Source organism: Psychrobacter sp. HII-4 (genome assembly GCF_904846595.1).
Classification (GTDB): Bacteria; Pseudomonadota; Gammaproteobacteria; order Pseudomonadales; family Moraxellaceae; genus Psychrobacter; species Psychrobacter celer.
Window position 1 is genome coordinate 1 of the sequence record NZ_CAJHBJ010000035.1, and the last position, 21,324, is coordinate 21,324.

Here is a 21,324-nt window from a genome sequence, read left to right on the forward strand (position 1 = left end):
TTTCCTCAGCATACATTTTCTTTAAACGAGCGTTCTCTGCTTCTAATTCTTTAAGACGGGTAATTAATGAAGCATCCATGCCGCCGTATTTACTCCTCCATTTGTAGAAGGTACTCTGACTAATATTGTGCTCACGCAGTATGTCACTGACAGGCACGCCTTGTTCTGCTTGTTTGAGTATATTAACTATCTGGGTGTCGGTAAATCTTGATTTTTTCATGTCGAAATCTCCTGCTGGTATTTTAGCAGTTAGTTTCTACTTTTAAGTGTTATTATTTTTTGGGGTGATTACCTTGTTATGTATAATAAATGAATAATATTATCTTTCAGAATTCCTATTTGCGGAATAATTACTATAACACAGGATTGGACATGCAGAACAAATTGGAAATGATGCGTATCTTTTGTGTCGCAGCAGAGTCTCGAAATTTTAAAGAGGCAGCAACTCAGCTGGGTATTTCCCCACAGGTAGTGACACGGGCAATAAAAGAGCTAGAAGAACAGCGCGGAGAGATTCTGTTTTACAGGAGTACTCGACAAATTAAAATTACCGCTGATGGTGAGCGTCTGGCAAAGCAAGCACGTCTTGCGGTGGAATCGATCGATGCTTTGCTTGTAAAAGACACCAAGGAAAAACGAGATGAAATGAGTGGGACTGTCCGTCTTACTGTGTCGTCTGTGTTAGGGCGTAAATTGGTAGTACCTGCACTAGCAGAATTTGCCATACGTTATCCAGATATTGTCGTGGATTGTGTACTAACAGATTCACACTCGGATGTGATCGATGAGCGGATAGATATCGGGATCAGATTTGGATTTTTGCCGGACAATCGATATGTGGCAAGGGAATTGGCTAAAGTGAAATTTTATTCTGTTGGTACGCCAGAGTTAATTGATAAGGTTGGAATGCCCAAAAAAATTATTGACCTTGATAAATACCCTCTAACAGCACTAGTCGATCATAAAACAGGGCGTTACTGGCCATGGACATTCACCGAAAGTCGAAGCTTTACGCCATCAAAGCCCCGTTTTATTACAGATGATCTAGAAGCTGAATTTCAAGCTATTCTCGCTGGAGTTGGATTCGGACACATGCCTGGATTTCTAGTTTTGCCGTGGCTTAGGAGTGGTAAGCTCATTCATATACTTCATGAGGAAACCTCTCCCGTTTGGCGCCTGTATTTATATCGTCCACAGCGGGGCCCGACACCTTTGCGAATCCGAGCATTGTTTGATTACTTAGTGGAAGTGCTGGGCCATATAGAAACCTAAATCAGATAAGACCATCATGTATTTAGAGTAACTACAATTTTTCCTATTTGCTGATTTGATTCAAGATAGCGCTGAGCGTCATGCATGTCCTCAAAGTTAAAGCAACGGTCGATCACTGGACGAAGATATCCTGCACCTATACTGCTAAGAATAAATCGTCTGGCTTGCTCCCTTAGAACAGGGTCATGGAGAACCTCAAGGAACAAAAAACCTCGCATGGTTAAGCTCTTGCGTAATGCAACTTTAAGGGGAAATGGTGTGATCTCCGGGCTAAGTGCACCATGCATAACCATAGTTCCTCCTATAGACATCGCTTTTGCAATCTGTTCAATATGTGGCCCTCCTACAGCATCGAAGGCGACATCAAGATATTCTCCACCCAAACGTAAAACAAGCGCCTCATACAAATCTGGTTCATCTTCACTGGCTATAACATTTTTAACACCGAGATCCAGTAAACGTTGCTTTTTCTCTATCGTTTGTGTACTTGCAATGACCTTAGCACCCGCTGCTTCAGCTATCTGTATCGCAGCTAGTCCTACACTACTTGAAGCTGCTGTGATCAAGATCGTTTTTCCTTTCGAAACTCCACCAGCATGGATTACACCACCCCAAGCCGTCAAATACTGCATCCAGATTGAAGAAGCTTCTTCCCAGCTTAAGCTATCGGGTTTGTGAACTAAAAAATTTTCTGGAATCAGAAGCTTGTCCGCATATGTCCCATATTTGGCTAGATTGTCAGTCGGAAGAATCGATACTGCATCTCCTGGAGAAAATTGGCGTACACCTTCACCTACCGCAAGAACTATGCCTGCTCCCTCATATCCCAGACGAGAAGGGAATACTGCCTTTTGAATATAATTACCACGCCGAAACATTACATCAGCTCGGTTGAGTCCGATCGTTTTCATCTGTATTAGAACTTCTCCTGCGGCTGGTAAAGCAACAGGAAGTGTTTCTAATGTCAGAACATCTGTATCTCCAATACAATTGAAGCGCCAAGTCTTGGCCTGAAGTGCGTTAAATGACATCGATAACTACCTTAATATTGGCAGAGCGATCTTGAACAGCATCATGAGCCTCAATCGCTTGGTCTAGAGTAAAATGACGAGGATCAACAATAGCACGCAGTTTACCTTCCTCAACGAGACGAGTCGCGGTCTTAAGGACATCACCATGATGAGAACGGCGATTGCCTGTTAACGTCGGCATTAGGACGAATACGCCAGACACTGTGGCACTCCGTAGAGATGAATTCGCTAAATTATGATTGCCAAATGCAGCACAGCTGGTGATGTGGCCATAGTGAGTCGTCATGGAAAGTGACGCTTCGAGTACTGGACCACCCACAGTGTCATAAACAATGTTAAAACCTTGACCCTCAGGGCTTGCAGCAATAATGTCATCGGAAGATGCTGTTGTGTAATCGAGAGGTGTTGCACCGAGTTCTGAAATCAGTGATTGATCAGCTGTACGAGCAGTCGCCCAAACATTTGCATCAAGTGCTTTTGCAAGCTGAACCACCATATAACCAACGCCACCAGCACCACCTTGAACCAGTACAGTTTGCCCTGGTTGGACCTTCGCATTATCCACCAAACCCTCCCAAGCGGTGAGGAACGTCAATGGTAGTACTGCTGCCTCGCGCATAGAGATATTCCGTGGCTTTAATGCGATCAGATCAGCATCTACTGCAACATATTCTGCTAAAGATCATTGAAGACCACGAACGCCACCAATCAGACCGTAAACTTCATCTCCGACGTTGAAGTGAGTGACACCTTCACCAACAGCAGTTACAACCCCAGCCATATCCGTTCCCAACACGGCAGGAAGCTCTGGCATAGCATATGGTGCTTCACCAAGACGAATTTTATAATCAATAGGGTTTACACCACTCGCATGAATACGTACTAGAACTTGCCCAGCCTCTGGTTGAGGTATAGGGAGTTCTACACGTTTAAATTCATGATCACCGAAATTTTCTAGGATAAGCGCATTCATCATCTTACTCATAGTTGTTCCTTATTCTTAACTGGGGGATGATGTGCACAGTATCAAAGTAAAATAATCCAATAAATGATATTTATAGGATTTAATAATTCCTAAATAATGAATAATAAATATCATTCGCTCACTAAAGAAGTGGGGGGGGTAAGCGGATGCTTACCGAAAAAGAGATCTACACAGACCTCTTTTTTATTTGGGTTTAATATGTGAAATTATTGCTGAGTGTCATCTTCATTCAGAATTTGCCCTGTCTGCTTAGGTGTAATTAAAGGTGCAGTCGGACGCGGTCCTGTGTATTGCAAGCCGATACCCGCATAGACATCATCTGCTGCAACTTCGGTTTCAAAACGTTCTTTGTCTCGTTCTCGGATTTCTTGGCTAATTTCTTCAACATCACTCTGGTCAACACCCAATTCTTCTAAAATCGCACCGCCAAATAGCATTGCCGACTCGAAGGTTTCTCGAATCATATAATCCACATTTTGTTTTGCTAAATGCAACGCATGCTCACGGTCATAAGAGCGAACCAGTAACTTGGTTAAAGGAAATTCATGTTGCACCAACTCTACAATCTTATTCGTCGTTTCTTTGTGGTCTACGCAAACAACAATTGCTTCAGCCGTATCTGCTCCAGAGGCATGTAAAATATCTAAACGAGAACCATCACCATAGTAAATTTTAAATCCAAATCTTTCAGCGTTTTGAATCATGTCGATATCATTATCAATGATGGTCACATCAATGCCTCGAGCAAGCAGTAATTGACTGGAGACTTGTCCAAAACGACCGAAACCAATCATCAAAACTTTTCCAGAAAGTCCTTCGGCAATACGGACATTTTCTAAAGAAGTTTGTTCTTTAGTTTGGATAAAACGTTCAAATAGAATGCCAACAATCGGGGTCAAAATCATCGACAAGATTACAATCGCAGTCAGGTTTGAGCTTTCCTCAGCACTAATGATTTGGGCACTCAAGGCGGCAGCAAAGAGTACAAAAGCAAACTCCCCCCCTTGAGCCATTAGTAATGCGCGATCGAGTGCTTCAGAGTGTGAACTTTCGGCCAGGCGTGCAGTCAGATAAATGATGGATGCTTTGACAAACATCAGCAGAATTACAGCACTTAAAATTAACGCCCAGTTATTTTTTATGACGTTAAGGTCTAATGACATGCCTACGCCTAGAAAAAATAATCCGAGCAATATGCCACGAAACGGTTCAATATCTGCTTCAATCTCATGGCGAAAAGTGGATTCGGAGAGTAATACCCCTGCAAGGAATGCCCCCATTGCCATCGATAAGCCACTGACTTGCATCAGTAATGATGCGCCGAGTACCACTAAGAGTGCTGCTGCAGTCATGACTTCACGGGCTTTGGCTGCGGCTAATAAGCGAAATAAAGGGTTAAGCAACCAATAGCCTGCAGCGATTAAACCTGCAATTGAAATTAAACCAATCCCAATGCTCTGCAAACGCGCAGAAGTACTTTCAACAACTTGATTCGGTGCGATAAAAGCGACAATTGCCAATAAAGGGACAATCAATAAATCTTCAAAAAGCAGGATCGAGACAATTTTTTGTCCTCGTGGTTGAGCAATGTCTCCACGATCTCCCAAAAGTTGCATCACAATTGCAGTCGAGGTGAGTACAAAGCCTGCAGCACATACAAAACTCACCTGCCAAGAATAGCCATAGGCCAAGCCTACCGCCATTAACCCCAATGAACAGGCACTAATCTGTAATGTGCCTAATCCAAAAATTTCTTTTCTTAAACTCCATAAATACGATGGACGCATTTCTAGTCCAATCACAAACAGATACATCACAATACCAAGCTCAGCAACATGCAGAATAGACGCAGAATCGTAGAAAAACGCTAGTCCAAATGGACCAATAATTAATCCTGCAATTAAATATCCCAATACCGAGCTTAATCCTAGGCGCTTGATTAAGGGGACTGAAATCACTGCCGCTGTGAGCAGTATAACAGGGGATAGGAGGTTGATAGATGTGGCTTCTGCACTCATATATTTCTCAGATTTTGTATAGAGTCTGTTAACAATTCAAGTATAGAAAGTAAATTAAAAACACAAGTGTAAAAGGTTTGTAGTTAGTTGAAAAAGTTAGGTATTCACTATACCCAAATTTCAAGCAATCAATGGGGTAATTTTATCACTGCATTTGAAACACTACCTAAATTTTTAAGGTTTATAAAAAATATTGCTTTTTTATACTATGGGGTACTATATAGTTAGCTGAATGTAAAACTGTTATGGGTTTAAACGCGCTACTGGTATAAATTTTACTTGCGTGCTGCGTTCCCAGAGGCTGCGCAAAATTCATCCCAGTAGCGCTATGACATTTTTAGAGTGTATCGACTATAGTATTAATGCTAGCAAATAAGGAGGTCTGATGCCTAATCAGGTTGAAGACAAAAAAAGATTCTTCTACGTGTCAGAAAGATCAAAGGTCAGACGCAAGCGATTGAAAAAGCGTTAGAAGACAATGTGGAATGTGGTGCAATTCTGCAACAATAGCATTATGTCGAAATAAAAACCTAAATTTTGGCTCAGCTATGGGGAAATTTTTTTTAACTTTTATATAACAAAACTTTCTGACATGCATACATTAGCAATGTCAGAATCAGTTTTCATTCTAATCAATTGTGGAGTTTTAGTCATGCTTAAAACAGCTTTATATGTCCGTCTTGAAGCTAAACCAGGTAAAGAAGACGAAGTGGAAGCTTTCCTTAAAGGCGGTTTACCTATTGTAATGGAAGAACCTGCGACAGTTGCGTGGTTTGGCCTACGTCTTGGACCTACAACATTTGGTATTTTTGATGCATTTCCTGATGAGGCGGGTCGCCAAGCACATTTATCTGGCAAGGTTGCAGCTGCTTTGATGGATCAGGCCGATGAGCTATTTTCAGAGCCACCGTCTATTGAAAAAGTAGATGTTTTGGCTAGTAAACTACCAGGTCATACCGACGCTTAAATGTATGAGAGTGCTGCCTGAAATTTTGAATGAAAGGCAGCACTTCAACCTTGTGAGGTTTGTCAGAGGCTTTTTATTCAAGTTGGGCTACTTTATTTAATGGCTTAATCTCATCATTTACATGGGTCAATATCCAAAATAGGGTAAATAAACGAATGAACCGCCCCGATTATGTCGGAGTCTGGTTTACTTGAGTCAGGCAGCAATACCTGACAGGATTAAATTATCATAATACCGCTTTTCAAACTCAAAGGGTGACACATATCTAATCGTGCTATGCAAACGGGTTTTGTTAAACCAATCGACCCATTCAAGGGTTGCCAGTTCAACATCATTGATACCAGTGCAGTTCTCCTTTAAATAGTCAATTACCTCAGACTTATAAAGCCCGTTGACCGTTTCAGCCAATGCGTTGTCATAAGAGTCGCCTGTTGTACCAACAGAGGCAATGACGCCAGAATCCGTCATTTTATCAGTATAGCGAATGGATAAGTACTGAGTCCCTCGATCACTGTGATGAATCACATCTTTGGGATGGTTCCTATCTGCTATCGCCTGATTTAGCGCAGCCATAACCATATCGGTATTCATGCGATTAGATACCTTCCAGCCGACGATATCAGGGGTGCAGCCAATCTTTGACGCTATGGCTTGAATGGCTGACCATGTGGAGGGATGGTTCACCTTAAAGTTTGAACAAGGATTGGTATAGCTGTTAATATATAACTGAAGAAAGTAGGGTACAAAAACACAATAACCTAACTTGGAGATAAAAATGATTACCCATGTACCTGATGTAACTTTTAAAACTCGTGTTCGTGATGAATCTATCGGTGGTGAAAACCCATTCAAATGGTATGATCTAACCACAGATGAGTTATTTGCCAATAAAAAAGTAGTTGTATTCTCACTACCTGGCGCCTTTACACCAACCTGTTCAACCAGTCATTTGCCTCGCTATGAAGAGCTTTACAATGAGTTTAAAGCGCTAGGTGTTGATGAAGTTGTTTGTGTTTCTGTTAACGATGCCTTTGTTATGTACCAGTGGGGCTTAAAGCAAGGCCGTGAAAACGTTTTCTTACTTCCTGACGGTAACGGTGAGTTCACTCGCAAAATGGGTATGCTAGTTGAGAAAAGCAACCTTGGCTTCGGTATGCGCTCATGGCGTTATTCGATGTATGTCGATAATAAAGAAATCAAAAAGGTGTTCAAAGAACCTAACTTCGGTGACAACTGCCCAACAGACCCGTTCGAAGTGTCAGATGCTGACACCATGTTAGAGTATTTAAAAAGCCAGAAGTAAATCAAATTAATTTTTGATAAATAAAGCTCTAATTGTTATGAAGCTGCGTTGTCTTTCACTATAAAGGCAACGCAGTTTTTTTGGTGAACCGCCCCGACTTTATCGAAGGCTGATTTACTTGAGTCAGGCAGCAATGCCTGACAGGGTTAAATTATCATAATATCGCTTTTCAAACTCAAAGGGTGACACATATCCAATCGTGCTATGCAAACGGGTTTTATTAAACCAGTCCACCCACTCAAGGGTTGCCAGTTCAACGTCGTTAATTCCATGCCAGTTCTCTTTTAAATACTCAATCACCTCAGACTTGTACAGTCCATTGACTGTTTCAGCCAAGGCGTTATCGTATGAATCGCCTGTTGTACCAACAGAAGCAATAACACCGCTGTCAGCCATCTTATCAGTATAGCGAATAGATAAGTACTGAGTCCCGCGATCACTGTGATGAATCACATCTTTGGGATGGCTTCTATCTGCTATTGCTTGGTTCAATGCCGCCATTACTATATCAGCATTCATACGATTAGAGACTTTCCAGCCAATGATAGCACGGGCAAACATATCAATGATGAAGGCGGTAGATACCCAGCCACTCAATGTTTTAACGTAAGTAAAGTCAGCAACCCATAGCTGGTTAGGACGATAAGCGCTAAAGTTACGATTGACTAAGTCATCAGCGCGCTTTTGATTGTCGCGGCTGTTGGTGGTAATCTTGCCTTTGCCACGCCAGACGCCTTGTAGGCCATACTGCTTCATTAAACGCTCTACGGTGCAACGAGCAACCTTGAACCCATCCGCTTTCATCTGCTGCCAGACTTTACGCACACCATAACGGCATTTACTGTCCTGCCAGATGCGCCTGATTTCACTGATGTAGAAATCGTCATAATGACTGCGTAATGAGCGCTTCTCAGGGCAATACTCTAGGTCTTTAGCACGGTAGTAGGTTGATGGGGCAATCGGTAGTACTCGGCAGATTGGCTCGATCCCATAATTTTTTTAGGGGCTGTCCTAGATAACTAGTTCAAACCCTGTTTACCCCATTGTTTTAATTGTAGTCATTGCGACTTTGGGTCACTGTGATTAAAACGCCACTCACATTCCTTTAAATAGAGGTGAAAATGCTCTTTTGGAACTCCGTTAAACTTGCGTAGATGCCGTTTAGCTTGGTTCCAGAAGTTCTTTATACCGTTAATGTGATTCTTGTCATTAACAAAGGTTTTGGAGTGGTTGATACGATAATGAGTAAACTCACTGACATCTAATGCGTTATAGCTTTTAAATGAGTCAGTATAAACAATGCTATCAGGCTTCACTTTTTCTCTTATGATGGGGATCAAGGTATCTGCTTTAGCATTGGGTATCATACAAGCGTAGACCTTGCCATTACGCTTTAATAGGCCAAACACGGGCACTTTGCTACCAGCACCTCGCCCTCGCTTGCCTTTACGAGTTCCACCAAAGTATGATTCGTCTACTTCGATTTCGCCTTCAAATAGACCAGGGTTTTGACTATTCTCGTAAATAAGCACTCGTAGCCTATGAAAGTAATAACTGGCTGTGGTTTTATTAACACCAATTAGGCTTGCTGCTGTTCTCGCGGTAGAACCAGTAACAAATAACTCGATGAGTCTGTTTTGTTTATACCAACTTAGTTTACTCTTTCTCATAGTGCTATCCTAAATAATTTTGCTTATCTAGGACAGCCCCTTTTTTTATGATCATCAATAAAGTCGACCATTACTTGGGTGGACGGCCCTTCTCCGCCTGGGCTTCAAGACCAGCAGCTTTGCGTATAATCTCATTGGCTTGTCTAAGCTCTCTATTTTCGCGCTCGAGATCCTTAATACGTTGTTCTTGGCTTTGCGCTTGTACTGATGCCGGAATGGTTTGATCGATATGCTTTTTATGCCAGGATCGCAGTGTCTCAGGCGTACAGACAATCTTGGGAGCAATAGCTTGAATCGCTGACCAGACGGATGGGTAGTCGCTCGACGCTTCAATCAGCATGTGAATGGCGCGTTCTTTAATCTCAGAAGTGTAGGTTTGTCTTTTCATTGTCGTATTCTCTTGGAACGTTGAGTCTCCGACAATACCGGGGCGGTTCACATCTTACTTTTGCCAGTTAAGTTCACTTATTTTAAAATACGGACATGACATAAGGTTGGTCAGTGTTACGTTGGATTGACTCTATAAGGATAAATACTCAGCCCTTATAGCGCGACACATTGACCCAAGTTTTTTGTTTTGGCTTTTTTTGCTACCTGTAAAGCGACGGCTGCATCAAAGCTGGCTGCGCCCACTGATTTAAACAGCGTCATACCTTTATCCTCCTTTACATCGAGGCTGATTTTTTTATTGACCAAATCCCCCAATGTGCCAGTGAGCCTATCCCATGTCCAAGCACTATCACTGTCCTCATGCGCTTGTATCAAGTCCCCTGCTTCATGTAAGCCGCCTTCAGCATCGTCAATAATCACGGAGTCGCAGGCCTCTATCACTGAGTTACTGACTTCCTTCATCGTGGCCTGATAAGCGCCCACCGCATTGATATGAACATTTGCCTTTATCTGCGCCGCCTCAAACAGTCCTGCCGTCGCGCGTGTGGCCAGATTGATAATATCTGCGTCTCTGATTGCCTCTTCAATATGCTCACAAACCTCAACATCAACTTGCCATTGTGGATACTCTTGTATAAACCTGTCTCGAAACTGATGCGCCGTCTGCGCCGTTCTATTCCATAGTTTTACGTGCGTGATATCTGGACGTACTGTGAGAATAGCGTTTAGCTGCTCATATGCCATCCCGCCTGTACCGACCACTGCTGCCACTCGACTGTGTGGATTCGCCAGATACTTAGTCGCTATCCCCGACAGCGCGGCGGTACGCACTTGGGTGATATATATTCCGTCCAAAAAAGCCAGCATATCGCCTGTCTCATTATTTGAGACAGTGATGGCGGCCATGGTGGTTGGTTTATCGCGCTGAGGATTGTCGGGACAGATGGTGACCAGCTTGACGACTGCATACTCGTTTTCACCATCAAAAACCACTGACGGCATCGACAAATGCGAGCCTGAGGTGTGTGCATCACTCTCCTGAAAAGTAGGAATGACTAGGCGCTCAGGTGTTTTAATCCAGCTCGGATGCTCGCCTTGTATCTTCAGCAGCTCCTCGATAGCACTGATGGCCATTGGCATGGTTAGCTGTTTTTTTACGGTATGAATGTCTAAAATCTGCATAATTATCCTTAATCTGTTTTGTTATTTCATTATGAACAATCCTTAAATGTGACATTAAAAAACCTAATAAGCAACCCGCCATTTTTAGAGCTTTTATCACGGTTTATCATTTTAACTAAGTCAATAACCTCACTATGCAAATAACCAAATTATCTAATGATCTTGAGACATTGACCAGCGTGATACAGTGTGAGGCCAAGCTCTGTAAACCCAGACTTGATACCGCCAAAAGCAACCTTTGCTTCCTCTAAAGTCTTGAAAGGTAGCGGAATGCTGTCTCTTTTGCCGGTCACGATATAGTCTGCAAAGCATTTACCCATAAGCGTGCCAGTGGTAATGCCGCGACCATTATAAGCCGTCGCCGTCAGCAAGCCTTCGTCTGGCTCCATCACGCGAAAGATATGGTCTTGGGTAAAGCCAAAGCTACCGCACCATTCATACTGCCAGTCAAACGCGGGTAAATCTGGATAGTAGCTTTTTTGCACCGCATTGGCCCATGACTGATAAAAGGATTTTGGTTTCATCTGCGTCCCACCAACCGTGCCCAATAATAAGCGACCATCGTTATCACGGCGAAAGCTAGATAGCGCCAGACGTGTGTCCCAGGCACCTGTTTTGTAGGGCAATATGCGCTCTGCCGCTGCACCGCTCAGCGGTTCGGATGCAATCTGATAGTAATAAACCAGATAAAAAGTCTTGGCGATATCTGTCCATTCGCCTTCGGTATAAGCGTTGGTTGCGATAATCACACGCTCAGATTTGACACATGCTTTGGCCGTTCTGGCGTACCAATGACCGCCTACTTTTTCTAGTGATTCAACAGCAGAGTGCTCATAGATCGTCACGCCAAGATTTGCAGCGACTTTGGCAAGTCCTCGGACATAAGCCAGTGGATTGATAGTACCCGCACGGTGGTCTAATAAGGCTTTATTGATACTGGTGGTACCGCAGTATTCGTGGCACTTACTGCCTGTCAATACCTCCACATTAGCGCCGCGGCGACTGAGCTGCTCGTATCTGATATCGACATCAACCTCACCTTTGGCATTGTGCGCCATATGAATATTGCCTGCTTGGGTCGCTTGCGCGTCGATATCATAGCGTTTGATTAAGTCAAACACCAAACCCGGCGCTTGACCAAGCGCTTCGGTCAAGCGCTCACCATCTGCCGCGCCTAGGCTAATGCTTAAGTCATCAGGGCGAGCCCACGTACCCGCATTGACCAGACCCACGCTTTTCCCTGAGCCGCCACTACCGATACTTTGACTCTCAAGTAAGACAACCTTGACGCCTTTTTCAGCGAGATGAATTGCTGCAGACAGTCCAGTATAGCCGCCGCCAATGATGCACACCGCCGCTTGGGTATCGCTACTCATTTGACTATATGTGTCAATATTAGGCGCCGTCATGCTCCACAAACACTGCTCTTGCAACATATCAGACTCCCTTTAGCATACTTCACTTAGTGAAGCATTGGTATCGAGCTTTGCTGTGGCCGGCTCTTCACGCGGTATGAACTTATCAAGGAACGCCCAAAGCAGGCCAAATAAAGGCGACAACCAGCAGGCAAAGGCAAAAGGCGCATAGGTCAAGGTGGCGATACCGAGTGTCGCTGCCACAAAGCTACCACCCATGTTCCATGGGATAAGGGGCGACAAAAGTGTCCCCGCGTCTTCAATAGAGCGCGTCAATGTCGTACGTTTATAGCCCATCTCTTTATACTTATCTTGCAACAAACGGCCTGGCAAAACACAAGTGGTATAAACATCACCGATGAGTGTCCCGACACTGAGCACACTGCCGTACGTGGTAAACACCAGACCCAGACGCGATTTTACAAAGTTATTAATCTTTGCCATGATGGCCCTAAGCGTGCCGTAGTGCTCAAGCGCACCGATAAAACCCAAGGCAAAAATGGTCAAACTGATGACCCACGTCATCGACATGACACCGCCTTTTGACAGCAGCTGATCCACCACCTCAAAGCCCGTCTCACTGACAAAGCCGTTTTGTAACACATCAAACACCTCACTTACTGCCACGCCCTGCATAAACACAGCAATACACCGTCGGTATCGCTGGCATTTTCATCACAGCGGCGACAATGACCACCACTGCCGGTAGCAAAGTGACGATGCTTAAATTGTAATTGGCCGCTAGGTTGTCTTGTAGTGCACGGATAGACGACAGGTCAATACTGTCATCACCATACCCCATACCTATCCACGCATAGATAGCCAAAGCGGTAATCATGGCGGGAACGGTCGTCGGTAACATACCTTTGATGTGATCCCAAAGATCGACGCCAGCAGCAGCAGGCGTTAAGTTAGTGGTGTCTGATAGCGGCGACATTTTGTCACCAAAAAAAGCCCCCGAGACGATCGCACCGCCCGTTAGGTGTGCTGGGATACCAAGCCCCAAACCGATACCCATCATCGCAAGACCCACGGTACCCACAGTCCCCCACGAGGTGCCCGTAGCAACAGAGATAATGGCGCAAATGATACAAACAGAAAATAAAAACGAGGAAGGGGAAAAGATACTAAAGCCGTAATACAAAATGGTCGGCACGGTGCCGGCGATAATCCATGCACCAATGAGCATGCCCACGCCCATCAAGATAATCATCGCAGGTAAACCAATTTTGATGACCTTTAAAAAACGCTCTTCCATACCTTGCCAATGACGGCCACGCAGCTTCATAAATAAGCCGGTGATTAATATGCCGCAAGCAAGAGGAATGTGAGGGGTAAAATCTTTAAATACAAAGAACTGTATCATCAGAATGATAGCAGTCAGTAACAGAGGGGCAATATCCAGTAAAAAGCTAGAAGATGGGCCATAGCCATCTACATCGGGGTCGTGCGATTTATCATCGATCATGATAGTTCTACCTTCCTTAGTAGTCGTCGATGGGAGTGGCAACCAATCCTTGATTGCTTATTATTTTTGGCCTGCCAAGCTTCTATAAATGAGGCTTGGCAGTTTGTAGATAAATAAATCAAATCAACAAAAATTTGTACTCACCTTTTTATCAACCAAAGCTAATACCTTGCGCTAGTGGCAGCTCTTTTGAGTAGTTGATGGTATTGGTCTGGCGGCGCATATAGACTTTCCACGCATCAGAGCCAGATTCACGGCCACCGCCGGTTTCTTTTTCACCGCCAAACGCCCCGCCGATCTCAGCGCCACTGGTACCGATATTGACATTGGCAATACCGCAATCACTGCCGCGGTCACTGAGGAAAGTCTCCGCTTCACGCAAATCATTGGTAAAGACGCATGATGATAGGCCTTGTGGCACATCGTTTTGCATCTCGATCGCTTCATCAAAGTCTTGGTAGGTCATGACATACAGAATCGGCGCAAACGTCTCGCTTCTGGCGACATCGTTTTGCTCGTCAAACTCGACAATGGCAGGTGTCACGTAATAGGCGTTAGGGTATTTGTCTGCAAGGACGCGCTCGCCGCCCGTAACCGTGCCGCCCGCGTCTCGCGCCTTTTTTAACGCTGCTTGCATATTATTAAAGCTGTCTTCATCGATCAGCGGACCGACCAGATTGCCCTCTAGTGGATGACCGATACTGACGGTTTCATACGCAGACTTGATGCGCGGTAAGATATCGTCTTTGATAGATTCATGGACAAATAGGCGACGTAATGTCGTACAGCGCTGGCCTGCCGTCCCAACCGCGGAAAATAAAATCCCGCGTAACGCTAAGTCTAAATCGGCACTTGGTGCCAAGATCATGGCGTTGTTACCACCAAGCTCAAGCAAGCATTTACCAAAACGATTGGCAACTTTTGGCCCGACTTCTCGGCCCATACGCGTACTGCCGGTGGCGCTCACCAAAGCCACGTCTTTGTGCTCCACCAAGGCGTTACCGACATCGGTTTTGCCGAGTAAGACTTGCGATAGATGCTCTGGCGCATCGCCAAATTTGGCCAAGGCTTTTTCAAACATTGCCTGACAGGCCAAAGCGACAAGCGGGGTTTTTTCTGATGGTTTCCAAATCACCGGGTTACCGCAGACGATGGCCAGCGCAGTATTCCACGACCACACCGCAACGGGAAAGTTAAAGGCGGAGATGACACCAATCACCCCGAGCGGATGCCATGTCTCACGCATGTGATGGCCTGGGCGCTCTGACGCAATCGTCAAACCATAAAGCTGACGCGACACCCCGACGGCAAAGTCGCAAATATCAATCATTTCTTGCACTTCACCTAGGCCTTCTTCTTTAATCTTGCCCGCCTCAAATGACACCAGCATGCCTAAGTCTTCTTTATGCTCGCGCAGCACTTCACCGAGCAGGCGCACCAGCTCGCCACGTCTTGGCGCAGGCACCACGCGCCACTCTTTGAAAGCTTTTTTGGCATTGGCAATCTTGGTGTTGACCTCATCAACGCTGTCCAAGGTTATGCTGCCGATCGCCGAGCCATCAATCGGGCTATTGACGTCAAAATCACCATTTTGGTATTGGTCCTCTTTGACACCCATCGCGGCCATATACTGCTTGATCATAATCCATCCTTTTTATTAATTTATGCTTCCTTGAGAGACTTATTAACTTAACTTGCGTCTAGGCAAGTTGCAAAATAATTAATTTCTTACTGTCATTCCTTTTTGGAATGCTCATTAACAGTTCCAATTATCTATCACGGTTTTAGATAACGCGTTTTAAAACCTTACTATTTAGTTGTCCCAAACACGCTTTGAGACTCTCTGCTTGTAGCGTTTGATAAAGCTCAAGCTCATCGTAAACCTGAGCGCCCAAAGCATTCTCAAACGCTTCTTTATTAGAATTAATGCCACCACTGCTTTGCTTGCCGCTGTGTTCGTCTTTTTCATTATTGTTTTCATTGTCGTTTGTGCTGTCGTCATGCAGATTGGACTGAAAAATTCCCGCCGCACTGACAGGTAAAAAATCCTCATAGACAATAGGTTCTAGGCGAATCATTCCTTGCTCAAGCAAATCAGTAATCACTTGCTTTGATAAAGGGTTATTTACGTTTTCTACGTCTATAGAATCTAACGTTGGCTCGTTATCTGTATCGCTATCGACCGCTTGATAGTAAAAATACGCCAAACCTTCGTCATGTAATGCTCGATAATCATCAGGGAACGCTGCAAATGCACTTTCTAAAACTTGATAATACTCCAAGGCGTTATTGGCATTTGGCGTCACTCCTAACTGGCGGCGAGCTTGTCTAAGCAATTGGTCATACAGCGCTCGGCCTTTGGGCGTTAAAGCCACACCGCGCTGCTCAATCTCACCAAAGCGCGCAGTATGATGCCCCGTTTGATAGCGGCCGTTAGGATTTTTAAAGCTAACCGCTTCTTCTAATGCTCTAAAACTGGTCTGACGCAATAAAATAGGACATCGCCGTCTCGGTGGCCCTTCTATAATGGCTTTTGGCGGGATACCTTTTGCCTGCATACCTGCTTGTACCGCATCGATATCTAAGGTTCGAGGGGTCAAATGATTGATATGCGGACCTTTAAAACCGACGACGTCAGCAATAAGTCCGTGTTGGCTTAATAGCTGCTGATAAAGCGCTTTTGACACGGGCGTTTTGTCATGCCAGCGAAAGGTTTCTAACGCTTCTTTGACAAATTGCTTAGCGTCTATCGCCGTCAGCCCGCCCTCCTCCTCAAAACGCTCAATCAAGCTAATAACATTATCTGTAAATATTTTGCGTTTATCTAGCGACGCCATTGCCTCTTGCTGTAAGGCCTCATCATCAATCAGATCAAGACGCAATAGAGAAGTAAAAACGCGAAATGGACTGTTATTTAATGACTGCGTGTCAAGCGCTCGAAAAGCCGTAGAATGCACAGGCACGCCAGCGGGCGCCAAATCATAATAGCCAACAGGATGCATACCCATCACCGCAAACAGCCTGCGCATCATACTTAGCTCGTCCGCGGTGCCCAGTCTAATCGCACCGTGGCGCTCCATACCTAACCTATCAATCTCTCCGGTGTGCGCAAGCTGTTGCCTGATATCAGGCTGTTTATTTAATACTTCAGTATTTACTTCAGTCACCAAATCGATGAGGTCACCATATAACGGCACTTCTTTTTGGTACATCTCTGACATGGCGATAGAAAAATTGTGGCGAATAGCATCGCTATTGATAAAGGTATGGCTCACAAGTATGTATCCTTTTTCTCAGGTGTTTTTGCTGCTCCATGGCTGTCTCTTATCTTCCTAGACCAGATAGATAATAATTTGAGCAAACCCGCCTATCATCAGCAAACGAAGAATAGTTATGGCGTCATTCCTTTTTGTCATTGGCATAAAAAACCGGCCATAAGTCGGCCGGTAGTCAGGCAGGTAGCAGCACCTGCTTAGCCCATCGATTATCAAACCTCATCAATAAAGCATTGACAATGAGTAGCTGACACCCAAAAGCATGCATTGATTTTTTAGCTTACCGTACACACTCTATGTCCTGCTTAGGGTCGTTTGAGTGTTGCAGGTAAGTTGAGATCCACTCTACAATAACTTTGACTTTGTGCGAATTACCCAAAGACAATGGATAAGCTATATAGTAAGCACCCCGGCCCTTTGCTGCATAACTCCACGCACGCACCAAGGACCCTGACTGCAGCTCTGGCGCCACTAGGCGCAGTGGCACCAAGGCGATACCATAGCCGAGTAATGCCGCCGATATACTCGTATGAAAAGTGTCAAAACGTGGGCCGACAAAGGTGCCCTCGATACGAATACCCTGCTGTCTAAAATACTCATACCAAGCGCTGGGGCGAGAGCTGAGCTGTAGCAAGGTACACTGAGCGATGTTGCTCGTACAAGGCGCTTTACCAGCCAAATAATCCGGATGACAAACCGCCACATTATACTCATCAAACAGCTTGATGGACTCCATCCCTCCCCAAATCCCGTCACCATACAAAAACGCCACATCGACATTTTGATCTTCAGAAAAAAACGGCCCAGCCAGCTCTTTAATATTTAGATTAATCAACGGATGAGCCCTGCCAAAGCCATTGAGCGCAGGCATCAGCCAACGCGAGCAAAAGGTCGGATGCGAGACGATTTTCAGCACTTCTGAATTATCGCTGTTTGACATCAGACTGGTAGTCGCCACCTCGATATGTTTGAGAATCTCTAACACCTCTAAATAGTAAGTCTTGCCAGCGGGCGTCAAGGAAATGCGGTGCGGCGTCCGATAAAACAACGACAGGTTCAGCATCTCCTCTAATTGCGCGACTTGCTTACTGATAGCGCTTTGCGTCATGTGCATCTCTTGCGCGGCGTTGGTAAAGCTCAAATGCCGAGCTGCCGTCTCAAAACACTGCAAAGCGGTCGTCGATGGGTATTTTCTAAAAGCCAAAGGGGTCTTAACATCAGTGCTCATAACTTATGGGTTCTCATTCGACATATCAGTAAAAGAGGTTTCTAAAATAAACATAGCCATGTATCTGATTTATTTAGATTTGACTATAACCACATTATCCCAGTTATAAGAGACGATATAAATCGTTTTACCTGCCAGTCTGTCTAATTTTTAGAAATTTAGTAAATCTCAACTCGTAAAGGATAACAAAAACAATTATCATTACCTTTAATATAAATAATTTTTTGAATATTTGTTGTTTGTGAGTATACCTATGACCCTCGCCTCCTCTTTTGTAACTACCCCCGACTTAGACGATCAAGCCCAGCTCTATACCGATCTAAACGACCCTGAGATAGCGGGCATCATCGCTCACATCAATGAAGAACACATCGATGAGCTGCTTGGGTTTTTGCGGGCTTTTAGCCCATTATCGGCAGCTGAACTTGAGCATACAGAGGTGCAATTAACTGCGATTTATGCAGAAGGTATCTGCCTGCAAGCCAAACCCTTGGCGACGCCGCCTATCGACTCCAAAGACAGCCACCGGCAACCACAGTCTTTCTTTATTGGTTTTGCCGCCCCCCTCACGCAAGTCGATGAGCTACAAGAACAGTATATTTTGCTTCGGCAGCGAGCAGATAAAAAACTGGGCAAAAAAACCATCAAGCTGACTCGGCAGGTCTTTGTCGTAGAGCGCAGCTATAAAGTCAGTGAAAACATGTTGCGTCTTGAGCTTAGTATGGACTCACAAGGCCATCGTCATGACAGCTCTAGCCCAGATACCGTGCCTACAAACGAGGCAGGCTACGCGTATTTGTTCGATTTGACGCATAACGCGATGACAGCCAGCAGCAGCCAGCCTAGCAAAAACACCGCGCCGCCCGCCCGAGCGCAGGTCTACTACACCTTAAGAAAGGCATGGCGGAGCGCTGATAGCGTGCGAGCATGGGTCGATGTTTTTTTGCATGGCGATACCTCAGGCGGCAATTGGGCCATGGCACTGCAGGCAGGTGACACCGTGGTCACCAAACGAGAGTTTCCTGAAAAAGTGGCGCATTTACACACAGGACAGACACTACTGATCGTCGATGAGACCTCCATGCCCACAGCAGCACGTTTATTAGAGCTATGGGACAACCCCATGCCGCCGCTGATCATTTGTGTCACCCAAGATGCCGCTGACCAAGAGTATTTTAATGACATCACACTGAGCATCGATGCCAAAGACAGCAACAAAAACAGTCCCCAACATCATATCGACCGTCATTTTACCGTACTGCCTATGATAATGGATCCTGCCTCGGTAGGGCAAAACGTCGCGCCGCAGATCGACAGACAACTGGCGGACTATTTAGCCAAGCAGCCATTGCAAATCGACAAAGTATGGGGCGCGCTAGAGGCAAAAACCGCAAAGGCGCTCCGCCCTTTATTACAAAAAAGACTGGGGCTTGAGCGTAGCGATGTGGTGGTCAAGGTATATTGGCGACATGACTAAATCCCAGACTAGGACTGGGCTTGGACAAGGCTAAGATGAGTTAGGATGGAAAAATTACCACCTCGTCTCCTTCTTGCCATGGCTGATACTTCGTCATCACTTGCAAAAACAGCGGATGCGCCAGCAAATGCTTCAGCCAGCGCTGCAGGTGTGGATACGGCAAGTGGTAAAATACTTCGCGATTTACATGGGCGAACTGACGGACAAAGGGCATGATACCAATATCAGCAACGCTGATGCCATCTCCGAGTAGATAAGTGCTATCGGTCAGCTGCGTCTCCAATATCTGCAAAAACGCCTCGCCGCGCTGGCGATACTCTTCTTGGCTCATCTCAGGATGACGATCCGCATACTTATAGCGATCCAGCCAATGCTTAAACTCATTATCATTTTTATCGATTAGGGCATTAGCCTGAGACAAAGTCTGAGCATCAAGCAAGCGGTTTGGATCATGCTGGCCTAGCGCCCACATCATGATATCAAAGCTCTCTTCAATCACAGTACCATCAACAAGCTGTAGCACAGGCACCGTGCCTTTTGGGCTAATTGCTAGCATCTGCGGCGGCTTGTCTTTTAGGACAATCTCGCGCAGCACCACTTGCTGCTCTGCAAACACAAGGCCAAGCCTAGCACGCATGGCATAAGGACAGCGGCGAAAAGAATATAAGAGCGGCAAGGAAGGTCTCATCATATTTCTCACAATAAAATCAAAATCACTGGGCATGTCATCATTTAGATCGCAAGGCTTAGCCGTTTTTTTCAAGCGACTATACGTGCTAATCGATGACACGCCCTAGACTAACATAAAAAAAGACCTCACCCCTAAAGCAGGCAAGGTCTTCTGGCTTTATTTATACAAACAACGTTTATGCAGAAAACGTCTATACAAATGACATAGTCGATTCTAAATAAAACAGATACATTATATGTCAACGTGAAACTGTATCGTTTTTATAAGGAACTCACTATATTTATAAAAGCAGCATTATAAAAACAATAGGCCAAGCCCAATCACCACACCACTGACTATCAGTACAATGACACAAAAACCCATGATGTCTTTGGCTTTGAGTCCTGCAATGGCTAAAGCCGGCAGTGCCCAAAACGGCTGAATCATATTGGTCCACGCGTCGCCCCATGCCACCGCCATCGCCACTCGTGACGGATCACTGCCCAGCATGTCGGCCGCCTCTAACATAATGGGCGCTTGCACTGCCCATTGCCCGCCCCCTGATGGGACAAAAAAGTTGACCAGTCCTGCACTTAAAAAAGCAAAAAGTGGTAGCGTCTGCGCCGTCGACACACTGACAAACGCCTCTGACATCACCCCTGCCAGCCCAGAGGCGGTCATCATCCCCATGATGCCGGCATAAAACGGGAACTGAACGATGATACCGCCTGCACCTTTGACCGCCTCCTGAATAGAAATCAAGTAGTTTCGGGGCGTTCCGTGAAATATGATGCCGAGAAATAAGAACATAAAGTTCACCAAATCTAGCGTTAGGGCAAACCCATTTTGGGGTGTAATGGACAAAATTCATGCTAAAAAGTAGAAGGTAGTCGCTAATGGACATAATTCATGCTATTTGAGTGACTTTGACCCTAAAAAGTCTTTAATAAACCGCAACTTACGCTGCTCACTT

Annotated in this window: 16 protein-coding genes and 5 pseudogenes; 5 read left to right on the forward strand and 16 right to left on the reverse strand. The window is 45.1% G+C overall.

Going from position 1 to position 21,324, the window contains the following annotated elements:
- Nucleotides 1-220 (reverse strand): transposase (locus tag JMX98_RS11815; RefSeq protein ID WP_201586849.1); only part of this gene is annotated, 220 nt, incomplete at its 3' end.
- A 152-nt stretch (nt 221-372) separates the two neighbouring features.
- Here JMX98_RS11815 and JMX98_RS11820 point away from each other — a divergent pair.
- Nucleotides 373-1,272, forward strand: coding sequence for a LysR family transcriptional regulator (locus JMX98_RS11820; protein WP_201586851.1), 900 nt, complete (start codon nt 373-375; stop codon nt 1,270-1,272).
- A 14-nt stretch (nt 1,273-1,286) separates the two neighbouring features.
- Here the strand turns inward: JMX98_RS11820 and JMX98_RS11825 are convergent, their stop codons facing one another.
- From JMX98_RS11825 to JMX98_RS11835, 3 genes and pseudogenes are all read right to left on the reverse strand, one after another.
- Entirely contained in the window at nt 1,287-2,303 is a 1,017-nt protein-coding gene (locus tag JMX98_RS11825) for a zinc-dependent alcohol dehydrogenase family protein (protein WP_201586852.1), read from the reverse strand.
- Nucleotides 2,293-3,288 (reverse strand): annotated as a pseudogene (locus JMX98_RS11830) (zinc-dependent alcohol dehydrogenase family protein). The gene JMX98_RS11825 and the pseudogene JMX98_RS11830 overlap by 11 nt, the downstream one beginning before the upstream one ends.
- Before the next feature lie 206 nt (nt 3,289-3,494).
- Entirely contained in the window at nt 3,495-5,306 is a 1,812-nt protein-coding gene (locus JMX98_RS11835; protein ID WP_201586853.1) for a monovalent cation:proton antiporter-2 (CPA2) family protein, read from the reverse strand.
- Nucleotides 5,307-5,691: 385 nt separating this feature from the next.
- Between JMX98_RS11835 and JMX98_RS11840 the strand changes: the two are divergent.
- Both JMX98_RS11840 and JMX98_RS11845 read left to right on the forward strand, forming a co-directional pair.
- A pseudogene (locus JMX98_RS11840) lies at nt 5,692-5,813 on the forward strand (metal-sensing transcriptional repressor); the annotation flags it as partial.
- 145 nt (nt 5,814-5,958) lie between these two features.
- Nucleotides 5,959-6,273, forward strand: a complete 315-nt coding sequence (locus tag JMX98_RS11845) for a putative quinol monooxygenase (RefSeq protein ID WP_058024906.1) — start codon at nt 5,959-5,961, stop codon at nt 6,271-6,273.
- Nucleotides 6,274-6,468: 195 nt separating this feature from the next.
- Here the strand turns inward: JMX98_RS11845 and JMX98_RS11850 are convergent.
- Nucleotides 6,469-6,891 (reverse strand): annotated as a pseudogene (locus JMX98_RS11850) (DDE-type integrase/transposase/recombinase); the annotation flags it as partial.
- A gap of 157 nt (nt 6,892-7,048) precedes the next feature.
- On the opposite strand from JMX98_RS11850, the gene JMX98_RS11855 reads away from it, so the two are divergent.
- Entirely contained in the window at nt 7,049-7,576 is a 528-nt protein-coding gene (locus tag JMX98_RS11855) for a peroxiredoxin (protein WP_201586854.1), read from the forward strand.
- A 123-nt stretch (nt 7,577-7,699) separates the two neighbouring features.
- Here JMX98_RS11855 and JMX98_RS11860 read toward each other — a convergent pair.
- The 9 genes and pseudogenes from JMX98_RS11860 to JMX98_RS11900 all read right to left on the reverse strand — a co-directional run.
- A pseudogene (locus JMX98_RS11860) lies at nt 7,700-8,569 on the reverse strand (IS3 family transposase); the annotation flags it as partial.
- Between the two features lie 65 nt (nt 8,570-8,634).
- Nucleotides 8,635-9,246 (reverse strand): IS1595 family transposase, encoded by a 612-nt coding sequence (locus JMX98_RS11865; protein WP_201586855.1) that lies wholly within the window; start codon nt 9,244-9,246, stop codon nt 8,635-8,637.
- A gap of 70 nt (nt 9,247-9,316) precedes the next feature.
- Nucleotides 9,317-9,634, reverse strand: a complete 318-nt coding sequence (locus tag JMX98_RS11870) for a hypothetical protein (RefSeq protein ID WP_201586856.1) — start codon at nt 9,632-9,634, stop codon at nt 9,317-9,319.
- Nucleotides 9,635-9,789: 155 nt separating this feature from the next.
- Nucleotides 9,790-10,818: an ornithine cyclodeaminase family protein gene (locus tag JMX98_RS11875; RefSeq protein ID WP_201586857.1), complete on the reverse strand. Its 1,029-nt coding sequence runs from the start codon at nt 10,816-10,818 to the stop codon at nt 9,790-9,792.
- A 149-nt stretch (nt 10,819-10,967) separates the two neighbouring features.
- Complete coding sequence (locus JMX98_RS11880; protein WP_201586858.1) at nt 10,968-12,254, reverse strand: NAD(P)/FAD-dependent oxidoreductase; 1,287 nt, start codon at nt 12,252-12,254, stop codon at nt 10,968-10,970.
- A 12-nt stretch (nt 12,255-12,266) separates the two neighbouring features.
- Nucleotides 12,267-13,701: pseudogene (gene nhaC, locus JMX98_RS14330) on the reverse strand (Na+/H+ antiporter NhaC).
- Between the two features lie 151 nt (nt 13,702-13,852).
- Nucleotides 13,853-15,343, reverse strand: coding sequence for an aldehyde dehydrogenase family protein (locus JMX98_RS11890; protein ID WP_201586860.1), 1,491 nt, complete (start codon nt 15,341-15,343; stop codon nt 13,853-13,855).
- Between the two features lie 142 nt (nt 15,344-15,485).
- Complete coding sequence (locus JMX98_RS11895) at nt 15,486-16,922, reverse strand: VOC family protein (protein ID WP_413786554.1); 1,437 nt, start codon at nt 16,920-16,922, stop codon at nt 15,486-15,488.
- A 334-nt stretch (nt 16,923-17,256) separates the two neighbouring features.
- Entirely contained in the window at nt 17,257-18,204 is a 948-nt protein-coding gene (locus JMX98_RS11900) for a LysR substrate-binding domain-containing protein (RefSeq protein ID WP_201586864.1), read from the reverse strand.
- Nucleotides 18,205-18,457: 253 nt separating this feature from the next.
- Between JMX98_RS11900 and JMX98_RS11905 the strand changes: the two genes are divergently transcribed.
- Nucleotides 18,458-19,681, forward strand: coding sequence for an SIP domain-containing protein (locus JMX98_RS11905; protein WP_201586866.1), 1,224 nt, complete (start codon nt 18,458-18,460; stop codon nt 19,679-19,681).
- Nucleotides 19,682-19,721: 40 nt separating this feature from the next.
- On the opposite strand, the gene JMX98_RS11910 is transcribed toward JMX98_RS11905, so the two are convergent.
- Both JMX98_RS11910 and JMX98_RS11915 read right to left on the reverse strand, forming a co-directional pair.
- The gene (locus JMX98_RS11910) at nt 19,722-20,372 is read right to left on the reverse strand and encodes a glutathione S-transferase (RefSeq protein WP_265089383.1); all 651 of its coding nucleotides are present in this window, start codon (nt 20,370-20,372) and stop codon (nt 19,722-19,724) included.
- Between the two features lie 294 nt (nt 20,373-20,666).
- Entirely contained in the window at nt 20,667-21,215 is a 549-nt protein-coding gene (locus tag JMX98_RS11915; protein WP_265089384.1) for a TIGR00366 family protein, read from the reverse strand.
- Between the last annotated feature and the right edge of the window lie 109 nt (nt 21,216-21,324).